The organism is Streptococcus dysgalactiae subsp. dysgalactiae (assembly GCF_900459225.1).
GTDB lineage: Bacteria > Bacillota > Bacilli > Lactobacillales > Streptococcaceae > Streptococcus > Streptococcus dysgalactiae.
Genome location: NZ_UHFH01000003.1, coordinates 575,956 through 589,261, shown reverse-complemented (window position 1 = coordinate 589,261; position 13,306 = coordinate 575,956). Strand labels below are relative to the sequence as shown.

The following is a 13,306-nucleotide window of genomic DNA, read 5'->3' as shown; positions in this document are numbered from 1 at the left end:
TTATTATACTGAAAGCTCCGGTCCAAGAAAAGGGAAAACCTGTAAAAGAACACTTCTTAGCCACCAAAAAAAGTTGAGTCCTAGACCCAACTTTTTCAGTTCATTACATCATATTTAAAATCACTTGATAAATCAAGGCACCTGCGACCCCACCAAGGATTGGACCTAAAACTGGAATCCAAGCGTATGACCAGTCAGAATCTCCTTTATTTGGGATTGGAAGTAAGGCATGCATGATACGTGGCCCAAGGTCACGCGCTGGGTTGATGGCATAACCTGTCGTTGCTCCAAGTGAAAAACCAACTGCCATAACCACAAAACCAACAATAATCGGACCAAAACCAGCAGCTACTTTATTAGGATCAATGGCCATTACCGTAATCACTAAAACAGCTGTTCCTAAAGCTTCGCCAAAAAGGTTTGACCAAGTGTGGCGGATAGCTGGCCCAGTTGAGAAACAAGCTAAAATCGTACCAGCATCTTTGGTTTCCTTCCAATGTGGGTAGTAATGCAAGTAGAGAACTAAGGCTCCAAGCATTGCTCCAAGAAATTGAGCCACAAGATAAGTCACTACCTGAGACCATGGCAATGAGCCAATGGCTGCCATAGCGAGTGTCACGGCTGGGTTTAAGTGGGCACCACTCATGAAACCACTAATATAAACCGCAACGGTTACAGCAATTCCCCAGCCCAAAACAATAGCAATCCAGCCACTATTTTGAGCTTTGGTTTTATTCAAGATACAAGCAGAAACCACACCGTCTCCTAATAAAACCAAAATAAACGTTCCTAACAGTTCACCGATAAAATTCATGATAATCTCCTTGCTATTTATTTATTGATAGTTAATTCTTCTAACTGACTTAAAATAGCATCCTTGTCCGCGCCAGCCTGAATAAGAGCTGCTGCTGTGTAAGCCCCTTCGACAATGGGAACCACATTCAAGGTAATGGTCTTGTCAGAAAAATCTGAAACCATTTCGATATTCATGCGGGCAGATCCAAGATCAAAGAAAGCCAATAAGTCATCCTTAGGATTGGCGTCAACGATAGCCTGTACTTGGTCAAAACTGGTGCCAATACCACCATCTTCTGTACCACCGACATAGGTGATGGCAACATCTGTCGCCACCTCTGAAATCAGGTCGACAACTCCTTGAGCAATATTTTTAGAATGCGATACAATAATAATTCCCAAATCTGACATTAAACCACCTCTGCTTCCAACATCGCTTCAAATAAGAGTCCTGATGAGAAGGAACCTGGATCAATATGACCGACTGAGCGTTCTCCTACATAAGAAGCGCGTCCTTTAGTTGCCTGGATGTCTTTGGTAGCTAAAACAGCCTCTTCAACCACATCCTTGGTTAACCCGTCATTTTTCAAGGCTTCAATCACAGGAATCCAAACATCCACCATGGTTTTCTCACCTTTTTCTGCCTTACCACGTTTTTGAATCATGTCCAATCCAGCCTGCAAAGCATCTGCCAAACTGCTATCTTCACTAGCTTTTGAAAGCCCCATAAAGGCAGAACCATACAACGGGCCTGAAGCTCCACCAACTTTGCCTAGCAACTGCATAGCAACGACCTTAAAGACATCCGCTGCGCTCGCAAATTCTTTACCGTCAAGATTTTCCATGACAGCAGACATCCCGCGCGCCATATTGCCACCGTGGTCACCATCTCCGATAGGCGTATCCAATTGACTTAAATAATCCTTATTCACTTGAATTTTATCATTAAATAAGGTCATCCATTTGATTGCATCTTGTGCTTGCATGATTTCCTCCTTACCAAGCTGGTGTGATAACATCTGATTGAAGAGCTTCTGTCCATTCATCCTTGTCAAGTTTGATCAAGCTCAAAGACAAACCAGCCATATCAATAGACGTCATGTAGTCACCAATTTTCTTGAAGCTGACTGTGACATCTTTTTCTGCCAAGAGTTTTGCCACATCATTCGCAAAAACGTATTGTTCCATTAATGGCGTAGCTCCCAAACCATTGACCAAGATGCCATAATGTTGTCCTGCGCTCATGTCAAAGCTATCTGCCAATTTAGTTACCAACTCTTGAGCTAATACTGATGATGATTGTAATTTTTCTTTTTTGTAGCCTGGTTCACCATGAATACCAACACCGTATTCAAACTCATCATCTTCAAGCACAAAACCAGGTTTGCCAACTTCGGGAACAGTTGCTCCAGAAAGAGCTAGACCAATAGTTTTAATATTTGGGACCAATTCATCAGCAAGAGCTTTAATATCCGCTAATGATTTGCCCTCACGCGCAGCATGTCCCAAAATCTTGTGAACAAGAATGGTTCCCGCAACGCCACGACGACCTTGAGTGTAGAGGCTATTCTCAACCGCAATATCATCATCAACAACAACACTGGCAACATCAATGCCTTCCATTTCTGCTAATTCTTGGGCCATTTCAAAGTTCATAATGTCACCTGAATAATTTTTGATGACCATAAAGACACCAGCCCCTTCATCAGCTGCTTTGATAGCTTCTAAAATTTGATCTGGAGTTGGGGAAGTAAAGACTGCACCACAGATTGCTGCTGACAACATGCCTTCACCAACAAAACCAGCATGAGATGGCTCATGTCCAGAACCACCACCTGAAATAAGGGCTACTTTTCCCGTCTTCTCTGCTTTACGAACAATCACATCATAACCATCTAGGCGTTCCACTAAGTCATCATGCATATAAGCTAAACCTTGCAACATATCGTCCACAATCTGAGTGGCATCATTCATAATTTTTTTCATGGATCTTCCTCCAATTTTTTGTTTACGCTTTCATTATAAAATAGCTCCTCCCAAAACGTAAGGGACAAATCTAAGGATTTGTCCCTTTTCTTTCTAAAATGCCTTTGATAAGGTATAATGGCAGAAGATATTTCATATTAAAGGATTACTTATGGCAACTTCTCTCATCACTAAGAAAAAAATTGCCAAGGCTTTCAAAAAGCAACTAGCAGTGAAAAGCTTTGATAAAATTTCTGTCGTTGATATTATGGATCAGGCCCAAATCAGGCGCCAAACCTTCTACAATCATTTTCTAGATAAGTATGAACTGTTAGACTGGATTTTTGAGACTGAACTTCAGGAACAGGTCACACACAATCTCAATTACATCAGTGGCTTTCAACTGTTAGAAGAGTTGCTCTTTTATTTTGAACGCAACAAGACATTTTATGCCCAACTATTTGATATCAAAGGGCAAAATGATTTTTACAGCTACTTTGTAGACTACTGTCAGGTCTTAATGGCTAAAATCATTTCTGAATACCAAAGTCAAGAAATGAGCCAATCTGATGATTCTGATTACCTTGCTTTTTTAATCCATTATCACGCTAGGGCATTAGCAGATATGATTAAAGGTTATGTTAGTCAGAGTGAGCCTAAACCTTGTCTTACCTATCTCAAGCAGCTTATCTTAACCAGCATTCATTAAACGAGGAAAACGTTATGGTAACCATATTAAATCAAACACAAACGCTTATTTCCCAATATATAGCAAGTGTATTAGCAGCCCATCCCCACCTAGCCCAATTACAGGATTTGCCTATTATTTATAATAGGCATCTCGATGATCAACTCATTCCAATTTTATCCGGAGGAGGATCCGGACACGAACCTGCTCATTCCGGCTTCGTTGGTGATGGTATGCTGTCAGCTGCTATCTATGGCGATATTTTTACTCCCCCAACTGCCACAGATATCTTAGAAGCCCTGCGATTTCTAGATAAAGGTAAGGGGGTCTTTGTGATTATCAAAAACTTTGAAGCCGACATTCGTGAATTTAGCCAAGCCATTCATCTAGCACGACAAGAAGGTCGTAACATCAAATATATTATTTCCCACGACGATATCTCGGTTGAACCTAAAAAGCAATTCCAAATGCGTCACCGGGGACTCGCTGGAACCATATTGCTTCACAAAATCTTAGGAGCAGCTGCACAAAGAGGGGCAAGTTTGGATGACCTTGAACACCTAGCTTTTGACCTTGCCACAGAGATTGCTACCATCGGATTTGCAACCAAATCTGCTAGCCTACCCAATGCGGCACTACCTCTTTTTGACTTGCCTGATCATCAGATTTCATATGGGATTGGCATTCATGGTGAAGAAGGCTATCGTACGGTCCCATTTATGTCATCAGAGCATCTGGCTGTAGAAATTGTTAATAAGCTTCAAATTAAATTCCATTGGCAAGAGGACGAACATTTTATTCTTCTAGTCAATAATTTAGGAACAGCAACCGACTTGGAACAAGGCATTTTTCTGAACGATATCCATCAACTTTTAGATCTTGAAGGGCTTCATCTTCCTTTTATCAAAAATGGAAAATTCATGACTAGCCTTGACATGACTGGCATCTCTGTTACCCTTTGCCGTCTTAAAGATAGACAGTGGCTAGACTACTTACAAGCTCCAACCAATGCCTACGCTTGGTAAACCATCACAAAAAAGGCAGTCGTTTTTACAACAGCTGCCTTTCTTCATTAACTAGGTTTTCATATTCTGACCTAAACGATTTTCAATTTGTTTAAGAGTCTCTCTAGGAACCAGCACTTTCATAAACACCTAGTCCCCAATTCCAAAGCTTAAGCGATAAGGCCAAGACCAGCAAGGATACAATTACCAAGCCTCCAATATTAAAAGCCAGATGCTGACCTGTCAAAAAGTAAGAGGCTGGGTAATAGGCCGTAAAAGCAAATGGAATCACAAAACTAATAACCCACCTCAACAGTGAATGGTAAATGGACATGGGGTATTTGGAAAAGTCATTGAACATGTAAAAAATATAAATGACTGCTCCTGATTGCTTGGTCCAAAAAGAAATACTAGCGGTCGCAATTTTTAAAGAAGTGTAAATCAAGGTAGCAAATGGGATCACTAGTATGAAAAGAAGGACTTTAGGAATGCTCCATGTCAAGGTTCCCATCGTTGTGACTAATAAGATAATCCCAACCAATAATTCTCCCAAGGCATCCACTTGAAAGGTCTCTACTAAAACATGAAACAAAGGACTAATTGGGCGCGTTAGGTATTTATCAAATTCCCCCTTACGTACAAGACGTTGTCCCAAAGCCCAAAGATTATCAAAAAAGAGATGATCAATCCCTTTAGGAATCAAAGAAAAGCCATAAATAAACGCAATTTGCTGAAAGGTCCAGCCGTCTAAAGAGGGAATGTGCTGAAAAAGCACCTTCAAAAAGAGTAAATTCAAGCCTTGTGTGAGAAAAACACCCAACACCCCAACCACAAAGTCAACCTTGTATTCCATGATTTGTTTGAGGTATTGTTTGATAAAAATAGCGTGCATACGTCTCAATTTTGCCATCTTATCCTCCTTGAATCGTTAAATGATCCTGAACCTGTTTCCAAATAACGTGGGACAAGAGGATCATGACCATCAACCAAAAGAATTGCAAGCCTATGGCTACCCCTATCTGCTCAAATCGATATTTCCCAATCACAATCATGACAGGGGTGTAAACGAGAGAGGAGAACGGGAGAAGTCCAAGGACGGTAGCAACCATCTTAGGAAAAAAGGCCAATGGAATCAGACTGCCTGACATAAAAGCAACCAAGGCATTCTTTAATAAGTTAGAACCCCAAAGGTTTTTGAAAACAAAGGCAGAAAAGCCAAAACAGATATTGAAATAAAAATTAATCAAGAAGGCCAATAAAAGACTAAGCAGGTAGAGAAACACAGTAGCTAGAAGTTGCCAGAACGACATTCCCGCCATTAGTTTGATCCCGAAAATCACAACCAAAAACGGAAAGCCAACACTGATGAGAACAATCCACCGAAAGCCTATCTCCATAAAAAGGTAAGAAGCCGCAAAGTGAACTGGCCGAAGCAACCGCATGATAATAGACCCATCTTTCACTTCCTCACCAATCATAAAGGAGCTATCCGATTTCGTTAACAAAGCCGTCACAAAACTCATGATAATATAAAAGGTCATATCTGACAGAGTAAAACCATTAATCAAGGACTGTTTGGAAGAATCAAACACAGCCTTCCAAAGGTAAAAAGCCACAAAAGCTCCCATAACATCCCCTAGTCGATAGAGAAAGAAATTGACCCGATAAGTCATTAATTCTTGAATCCCTGCACTGATAAAGGGCTTATAGCGTTTCCAGAATGATTGCATGTCACAGCTCCTTTCGGTAAAAACGACGGATGATATCTTCAATATCAGCATCTGTCATTTTCAAGTCTCTCACCACAAAATCAGCCATAGTTCGTTGAATAACATCTGCTGTTTGGTAACGGGAACTGTCATATTGAATCTCCAAAGTTAATTCGTGTCGTTCCACAGTTATATCAGGCAAGCCAAGAAACTGAGAAACAACTTCTTCCTGTCCCGCTTCCAATTCAAAAGATAAGCTTTTCATCTTCCCAAATGTTTGTTTGAGTTGGGTCACCGTGCCATCAAAGATTTCTTGGCCCTTATCAATCATTATAATCCGATCACACAGCTGTTCAATATCACTCAAATCATGAGTTGTCAACAGAATGGTTGTCTCTTCTTCTTGATTAATCTGAGTGATGGCACGTCGAATATTGTCTTTGACAGAAACATCCAAGCCAATCGTTGGTTCGTCTAAAAAAAGCACTTTCGGATTATGCAATAAAGAGGCTGCAATGTCAGCTCGCATGCGTTGTCCTAGGGACAACGTTCGAACAGGATCCTTAATAAACTCATTAAGTTCTAAGACCTCATTTAAAAAATCCATACGCTTGCGAAAGTCTTTTTCAGGCACATCGTAAATTTCTTTTAACACAGCATAAGTTTCCTGCAAAGCCAGATCCCACCACAGTTGGGTCCGTTGCCCAAAAACAACGCCAATATCTTTGACATAACCTTGACGATTATCTTGCGGAATCTTCCCGTTAATGCGACAATAACCAGATGTTGGCTTTAAAATTCCTGTTAACATCTTAATTGTTGTTGATTTTCCTGCACCATTGGCGCCAATAAATCCTAAAATTTGCCCCTTAGGCACTTCAAAAGACAAGTCTTTAACAGCCTCAAATACCTCTTTTTGCGGGTTCACAAACGATTTCATCACCCCTTTTAACCCAGGCTCTTTAATGGTTTTAGTAAACTGTTTGTGAAGATGAGATACTTCTATCATTGCCATCTGCTAATCCTCATTTCTTTTATCAGTTAGTAACTGACTCATTATAGCACTATGAGAAAGCAAGTGCAACCGCTTGCCCGAGGTTTTAAAAAGAAAAAGAAGCCCTTTGTGAAGTGACCCCCAAAAGTTGGACATTATATTTTAAGTTAAGGATTGAGTTCTGTATTGCACAGGACTTAGTCCTTTTAATGTAAGTTTGATTCGTTTAGTGTTGTAGTAGTTGATATATTCTGAAATAGCTGTTTTTAATGTTTCGAGGGAAGTAAATTCCTTCTCAAACCCATAAAACATTTCTGTCTTCAATGTTCCAAAAAAAGATTCCATCATGCCGTTATCTAAGCTATTTCCTTTACGCGACATGGACGGTCTCATTCCATGCACCTCAAGAAAATGATGGTAGTAAGTGTGTTGATATTGCCATCCTTGGTCACTATGTAAAATAGTGCCCTGGTAAGTTTGTTCAGGAAAAGCCTCGGAAAGCATCGTTTTAAGTTGTTGTAAGTTTGGCGAGGTAGATAAATGATATGCAATAATCTCACTGTTAAAACCATCAAGAACTGGTGATAGATACAATTTTTGATCACTAGCAGGAATTGAAAACTCTGTGACATCGGTATAACACTTCTTAAGTGGTTGGATAGCTTTAAATTGACGCTTAATGAGATTATCAGCTTTCTTGCCAACCTCACCTTTATAAGAGTTATAGCGACGTTTCGCACGGATTCTAGCTTTCAAACCAAGTTCTGTCATCAAACGTTGAACTTTCTTATGATTAACTTTATAGCCTCGATTTTTAAGTTCGAGGTGAATTCTACGGTAACCATATCTCCCTTTGTTCTCATGCTCTTTGAGCCTTGCTTCGTCCCTCAATCGGAGTTCTCTCAACTTTTTTAGTACGGCATTCTCCGCTCTAAGGTACTCATTTTCATATTGAAGACGCTCTAATTCAGTCATTTCTTCAAGTTTTCTCTTTGGTTTGCGTCCCATCTTTACAGGTCTCCCTCTTGATTTCTCAAGAATAGTATACCCGTTTTTCTTGTATTGCGCTATCCAATTAGGAAGCATTCCCTTGTTTGGTAATCCATAATCTAGAGAAACCTCTAGCTGAGACCTACCTTTCATCAGAACTTCGTTTATGATTTCCTGCTTTAGTTCAGGAGAATAATACCTATTTTTCCTTTTACAAACACTTTCCAATCCGTGTATATCAATAAGGCGGACCATGTATTGAAGGTTATACTTACTCATATTAAATGTTTGACTGATTTTAGGCCATGTCCAACCAGGTTGTCGTAAGCGATAGATTTCAATTTTATCTTCATAACTTAATTTCATAGAAAAACACCCCAAAAGTTAGATTTGTTGTCTAACTTTTGGGGTGCAGTTCATTTGGACTTCCTTTCACCATTGATTAAGCTTGTCCATCTGGGCGTGATTTGCGAGCAATATCTGCCAAGATATTTTCCACAAAGTCTTCCACAGATTCGGTGTGAGTCGCCTTGCTACCATAGCGGCGCACGTTAACTGATTTCTCTTCCATTTCTTTATCCCCAACAATCAATTGGTAAGGGATTTTGCTGGTTTGTGACGCACGAATCTTGTATTGCATTTTTTCATTGCGGTCATCCACATCTGCACGAACACCACGGTCACGAAGTGTTTTGGCTATTTCCCAAGCATAGTCAATGTGGGCTTCATTTGAAATTGGAATCACCGTTACTTGGTGAGGTGCCAACCAAGTTGGGAAAGCACCCTTGTAAGTCTCGATTAAAATCGCAGTGAAGCGTTCCATCGTTGAAATAACCCCACGGTGAATCATGACTGGACGATGTTCCTCGCCATCAGCACCAATGTATTTGAGGTCAAAGCGTTCTGGCAACAAGAAATCCAACTGAATGGTTGATAGGGTTTCTTCATTACCAAGAGCTGTTTTCACTTGAATATCTAATTTTGGACCATAGAAGGCTGCTTCACCTTCTGCTTCAAAGTAGTCTACACCCATGTCATCCATGGCACCTTTTAGCATGGCTTGCGCATTTTCCCACATTTCGTCATTATCATAATATTTATGAGTATCTTCTGGGTCACGGTAGGACAAACGGAAACGGTAATCGGTCAAGTTGAAATCTTCGTAAACGTCAATAATCAATTGAAGGGTACGTTTAAATTCATCACGAATTTGTTCTGGTGTCACGAAGATATGGCCATCATTCAAGGTCATCTCACGTACCCGTTGCAAGCCAGATAGGGCACCTGATTTTTCATAACGGTGCATCATCCCTAGTTCGGCAATACGGATAGGCAATTCACGGTAAGAATGCACATGGTTTTTATACACTTGAATGTGGTGTGGGCAGTTCATTGGACGAAGGACAAATTCTTCCCCGTCTCCCATGTCCATCACAGGGAACATGTCTTCTTGGTAGTGCTCCCAGTGACCTGATGTCTTGTACAATTCCACAGAAGCAAGAGGTGGTGTATAAACGTGTTGGTAGCCTGAAGCTAATTCCTTGTCTGTGATATAGCGTTCAAGAGTACGACGAATAGTTGCTCCATCTGGTAACCAGAATGGCAAACCTTGACCAACTTCTTGGCTAATCATGAACAAGTCAAGTTCTTTACCAAGTTTACGGTGATCTCGCTCTTTGGCTTCTTCAAGACGAGTCAAGTAAGCTTTAAGGTCTTTTTTATCAAACCACGCGGTTCCATAGACACGTTGCATCATGTTGTTGTCACTGTTACCACGCCAGTAAGCACCCGCTACGTTGAGCAAGCGAAAGACTTGGATGCGACCTGTTGATGGCACGTGAGGGCCACGGCAAAGGTCCACAAATTCACCTTGACGGTAAACAGTCAAACCAGCACCGGCATGCTCATTAATCAACTCTACCTTGTAAGGATCGTCTTTGAACAATTCCAAAGCTTCTTCTTTGGTCACTTCTTCGCGAATACATGGGTAGTTTTCTTTCACGATTTTTTGCATTTCAGCTTCGATACGTGGCAAATCTTCGTTTGAAATTTGGCCGTCAGCGTTATCGGTATCGTAGTAAAAACCTTCTGCAATGGCAGGGCCAACACCCAAATGAAGATTTGGGAACAAACGTTTTGCAGCTTGGGCAAATAAGTGGGCTGCAGAGTGACGAAGCACATCATAAGCATCCTCGTGATCAGGTGTCACAATTTCAATACTACCATCTTCTTCAATGGCACGGGTTGTGTCAATCAGTTGGCCATTGAATTTACCAGCCAAAGCTTTTTTAGCTAACGATTTACTGATGGACTCAGCAATCTCAAACGTTGTTACGCCAGATTCAAATTCACGAACGGCGCCATCTGGAAAAGTAATCTTAATCATTTGCTTTCTCCTTTAAGTCAGTTAAGATTTCCACTTAAACATGGATAGTAAAACAAGTCAGAAACAAGAGGTCGGCAAGTCATCCTAAGTCTATTGACACTCGGCTTTAGAGCATTGAGATAATCATTCTTCCTTCTCTTTCAATAAAGGTATGGTGAGACGTCAAAAACAAAAAAGCTGACTGCATCCCAAAGGACGCAATCAGCGTGGTTCCACCTTAATTTATGCAAGACAAAAAAGCATGCCGTGCACCTCTATTGGCGATAAGGGAGCCACCCTTTTATGTTTACATAAAAACCAGGAAGGAGTATTAGATTATCCACCTTTGTGCTCTTTCCACCAACCAGCACTCGCTTAAAAGATTTTGTGCAATCTAACTTGTCTTCAAGATTATTATAGCAAGTTTTCAAAAATTTACAAGCCTTAATCCAGAAAATCTTTGATCGCATTGACCAACTTGATAGGAGCCTTGACCACTTTGACAGAAGTCAGAGCTGTCGCCTTAACAGCTCGCTTAGGCAAATGAATAGCCCCTTGCACCAGTTTAAGAGAACTATTCTTACCAGAATGGTTGAGATAAAGGCTTAATTTTTGTGGTTCCTTATTATTTCTTGCAATCAGAGTATCTAAATAAAAAGTGTAAATAGATTTCCCAAAATGCTCAGCTGAAATCTCGTAGCGTTTTTCTTCTAGTAATTGCTGATCCATAACCGGTGTCTCTACGATGGCATCAATGATGGCATCACTTAGGTCTTCTTCAGCATGGTAAAGCGTCCCAAACATCTTGTCTGTAATCACATCATCCAAGTACGGGTTACTCTGCGCGATAATAGGCTTACCACTGGCCAGACTTTCAATATAGGTCAAGCCCTGCGTTTCACTAGTTGATGCTGAGACGAAGAAATCACAAGCTTTATAGTACAAAGCCACTCTGTCATGAGGAACCATGCCTGTAAAGGTCACATGCTGCTCGACATTTAATTGCATCGCCAAGTCTTTTAAGGTTTCTAAGTAAGGACCATCTCCAACAACAATCAGTTTAATTTTTGAATGTTTGGCTAAGACCGTTGGCATCTGATTAATAATAGCCTGAATATTTTTTTCATAAGAAATCCGTGACAAGCTTAGCAACATGATCTCATCAGCAGCAATGCCTAATTCCTCTTTTAAACTGGCAACATCTTCTGCTTTAATATCATCACGAATGTATTTTTCTAAAGGAATGCCTGTTGGGATCACACGCTTAGGGATAGTGACTTCGTAACCTTCCAGTAGATTGAGGACAATTCTACTTGGACAAATCACACCGTCCAAGTCTTTCAAATAGCCTCTGAGAAGAGGTTTAACCATGCTTGGGCGAATAATTTTACCGTTAGCAATATAGCTAACATAGTCTTCATACTGAGTATGGTAAGTATGGACAACAGGAATTCGTAAAGCTTTGCCCACCATCTTCCCTAATAATCCAAGGCTAAATTCTGTCTGGGTATGGATAATATCAAGGTCGTACTGCTTGGCAATTTTATAAGAAGAAATCAAGCCACGATAAACCACGCGCCTATCCGTAAAAGACACAAAAGGAACGCTTGGCAGCCGAATAATCGTTGGATCTTCAAAGCGTTTGACATCTCTATCAGTGGTGGTGAAAATGTAGACCTCGTGGCCTTCTTTTTCAAGCTCTTCTTTTAAGGTACGAATGCTCGTGGCAACTCCAGAAACTTGTGGAAAATAGGTATCTGTAAATAAACCTACACGCATCTTATAACTCCATTACTTTTTTATAGACATCTACTAATGCTTGACCAACTGTTTCTAGGCGCCGACTTTGGGCAACCTTGTAACCAGCGTCAATTTTGTTGCTGTCACCAGCTAAAATTTTGGTCAAAGCTTGGATAAAACCTGGGATATCAGTTGCTAATTCAGCACTATTTTGATCAACCCAACCATCGTAAACTGGGATATCACGTAAAACAAGGTGCTGACGACTCGCTAAGGCTTCTAAAACCACAATGCCTTCTGTTTCTTCGCGACTTGGGAAGAAAAAGGCATCGGCACCAGTCATAGCACCCTCATAAACCTCACCCTTAATGTAGCCTGGAAAAATGAGATTTTTAGGATGCTTACCATTTACGAGGCGACGAACTTGAGCGGGAATTACCCATTTATTAGTCTCTCCAAACCAGATAAACCTTACATCTGGCATAGCTTGAGCAACTTCGGCAAAGTCATCAATCCCTTTTCTAAGGAAAAACAATCCTGCTCCCATCACTACTTTTTCGCCCTCTTTAATGTCAAAATACTGACGAAAAGCAGCTTCTTTTTCAGAATCTGCTCCGTACTGTTCCAAATCAATACCGTTGGACACCGCAAAAATAGGTGTTTTCACACCATACTGCTCAATTAAAGACTTGGAATACAAGGTAGGGGTAATAATAGCATCAGCCTTATTGTAAAATTGACAGAGGTATTTCTTAAACAAAGGTGACAAGAGGTTTGAAAAAATAAAGGAATTTCTAAAGTCTTCCTCTGTAGAGTGCCCATGCATGATGACCTTTTTGCCTGCTTTTTGCGCTTTAGCCATCAAGAGCCAACTTTTTAAACCATAGGTATTGAGGTGAACCAAGTCATAATCGTCATTGGGATCAGTGGTGAAATCCTGACCCACCAAAGACAAGGCTTTTGCCTGATGCTTGATAGCACGTCCAATCCCTGATTTTTTTAAATAATTTTCTGCTTCTAAATATAATAGAACTTTCATAACCTCTATTATAGCTC

The 13,306-nt window shown here is 40.6% G+C and carries 12 protein-coding genes and 1 pseudogene; 2 read left to right on the top strand and 11 right to left on the bottom strand.

From position 1 onward, the window contains the following. Window positions 1-103: 103 nt before the first annotated feature. The 4 genes from DYD17_RS03320 to dhaK are packed head-to-tail and all read right to left on the bottom strand — an operon-like array spanning window position 104 to window position 2,781. A complete protein-coding gene (locus tag DYD17_RS03320) occupies window positions 104-817 on the bottom strand; it encodes an MIP/aquaporin family protein (RefSeq protein ID WP_304364340.1) in 714 nt (237 codons plus the stop codon). Between the two features lie 14 nt (window positions 818-831). Beyond that, the gene (gene dhaM, locus DYD17_RS03315; protein WP_003049940.1) at window positions 832-1,206 is read right to left on the bottom strand and encodes a dihydroxyacetone kinase phosphoryl donor subunit DhaM; all 375 of its coding nucleotides are present in this window, start codon (window positions 1,204-1,206) and stop codon (window positions 832-834) included. Further along, on the bottom strand, window positions 1,206-1,781 hold the full coding sequence (gene dhaL / locus DYD17_RS03310) for a dihydroxyacetone kinase subunit DhaL (protein WP_003057236.1): 576 nt from the start codon (window positions 1,779-1,781) through the stop codon (window positions 1,206-1,208). The genes dhaM and dhaL overlap by 1 nt, the downstream gene beginning before the upstream one ends. Before the next feature lie 10 nt (window positions 1,782-1,791). Then, window positions 1,792-2,781, bottom strand: a complete 990-nt coding sequence (gene dhaK / locus DYD17_RS03305) for a dihydroxyacetone kinase subunit DhaK (RefSeq protein ID WP_003049938.1) — start codon at window positions 2,779-2,781, stop codon at window positions 1,792-1,794. A 151-nt stretch (window positions 2,782-2,932) separates the two neighbouring features. Here dhaK and dhaS point away from each other — a divergent pair, with 151 nt between their 5' ends. Then, the gene (dhaS, locus tag DYD17_RS03300; protein ID WP_003049937.1) at window positions 2,933-3,469 is read left to right on the top strand and encodes a dihydroxyacetone kinase transcriptional activator DhaS; all 537 of its coding nucleotides are present in this window, start codon (window positions 2,933-2,935) and stop codon (window positions 3,467-3,469) included. A gap of 14 nt (window positions 3,470-3,483) precedes the next feature. Further along, window positions 3,484-4,473, top strand: coding sequence for a DhaKLM operon coactivator DhaQ (gene dhaQ / locus DYD17_RS03295; protein WP_003049936.1), 990 nt, complete (start codon window positions 3,484-3,486; stop codon window positions 4,471-4,473). Between the two features lie 103 nt (window positions 4,474-4,576). Here the strand turns inward: dhaQ and DYD17_RS03290 are convergent, their stop codons facing one another. The 7 genes and pseudogenes from DYD17_RS03290 to DYD17_RS03260 all read right to left on the bottom strand — a co-directional run bounded on the left by DYD17_RS03290 (window position 4,577) and on the right by DYD17_RS03260 (window position 13,289). After that, a complete protein-coding gene (locus DYD17_RS03290; RefSeq protein ID WP_115246555.1) occupies window positions 4,577-5,362 on the bottom strand; it encodes an ABC transporter permease in 786 nt (261 codons plus the stop codon). A 1-nt stretch (window position 5,363) separates the two neighbouring features. Continuing rightward, complete coding sequence (locus DYD17_RS03285) at window positions 5,364-6,182, bottom strand: ABC transporter permease (RefSeq protein WP_003049934.1); 819 nt, start codon at window positions 6,180-6,182, stop codon at window positions 5,364-5,366. 1 nt (window position 6,183) lies between these two features. Continuing rightward, window positions 6,184-7,176, bottom strand: coding sequence for an ABC transporter ATP-binding protein (locus tag DYD17_RS03280; protein ID WP_115246557.1), 993 nt, complete (start codon window positions 7,174-7,176; stop codon window positions 6,184-6,186). A gap of 141 nt (window positions 7,177-7,317) precedes the next feature. Beyond that, window positions 7,318-8,511 (bottom strand): annotated as a pseudogene (locus DYD17_RS03275) (IS3 family transposase). Between the two features lie 76 nt (window positions 8,512-8,587). Further along, entirely contained in the window at window positions 8,588-10,531 is a 1,944-nt protein-coding gene (gene thrS, locus DYD17_RS03270) for a threonine--tRNA ligase (RefSeq protein WP_003049931.1), read from the bottom strand. A gap of 423 nt (window positions 10,532-10,954) precedes the next feature. Continuing rightward, window positions 10,955-12,289 (bottom strand): glycosyltransferase family 4 protein, encoded by a 1,335-nt coding sequence (locus DYD17_RS03265; RefSeq protein WP_003049930.1) that lies wholly within the window; start codon window positions 12,287-12,289, stop codon window positions 10,955-10,957. Window position 12,290: 1 nt separating this feature from the next. Next, complete coding sequence (locus DYD17_RS03260; protein ID WP_115252709.1) at window positions 12,291-13,289, bottom strand: glycosyltransferase; 999 nt, start codon at window positions 13,287-13,289, stop codon at window positions 12,291-12,293. Between the last annotated feature and the right edge of the window lie 17 nt (window positions 13,290-13,306).

Coding starts and splice junctions, on each gene's coding strand:
- DYD17_RS03260 (WP_115252709.1), bottom strand. CDS start 13,289: ATGAAAGTTCTATTATATTTAGAAGCAGAAAATTATTTAAAAAAATCA.
- thrS (WP_003049931.1), bottom strand. CDS start 10,531: ATGATTAAGATTACTTTTCCAGATGGCGCCGTTCGTGAATTTGAATCT.
- DYD17_RS03280 (WP_115246557.1), bottom strand. CDS start 7,176: ATGGCAATGATAGAAGTATCTCATCTTCACAAACAGTTTACTAAAACC.
- DYD17_RS03265 (WP_003049930.1), bottom strand. CDS start 12,289: ATGCGTGTAGGTTTATTTACAGATACCTATTTTCCACAAGTTTCTGGA.
- dhaQ (WP_003049936.1), top strand. CDS start 3,484: ATGGTAACCATATTAAATCAAACACAAACGCTTATTTCCCAATATATA.
- dhaL (WP_003057236.1), bottom strand. CDS start 1,781: ATGCAAGCACAAGATGCAATCAAATGGATGACCTTATTTAATGATAAA.
- DYD17_RS03285 (WP_003049934.1), bottom strand. CDS start 6,182: ATGCAATCATTCTGGAAACGCTATAAGCCCTTTATCAGTGCAGGGATT.
- dhaS (WP_003049937.1), top strand. CDS start 2,933: ATGGCAACTTCTCTCATCACTAAGAAAAAAATTGCCAAGGCTTTCAAA.
- dhaM (WP_003049940.1), bottom strand. CDS start 1,206: ATGTCAGATTTGGGAATTATTATTGTATCGCATTCTAAAAATATTGCT.
- dhaK (WP_003049938.1), bottom strand. CDS start 2,781: ATGAAAAAAATTATGAATGATGCCACTCAGATTGTGGACGATATGTTG.
- DYD17_RS03290 (WP_115246555.1), bottom strand. CDS start 5,362: ATGGCAAAATTGAGACGTATGCACGCTATTTTTATCAAACAATACCTC.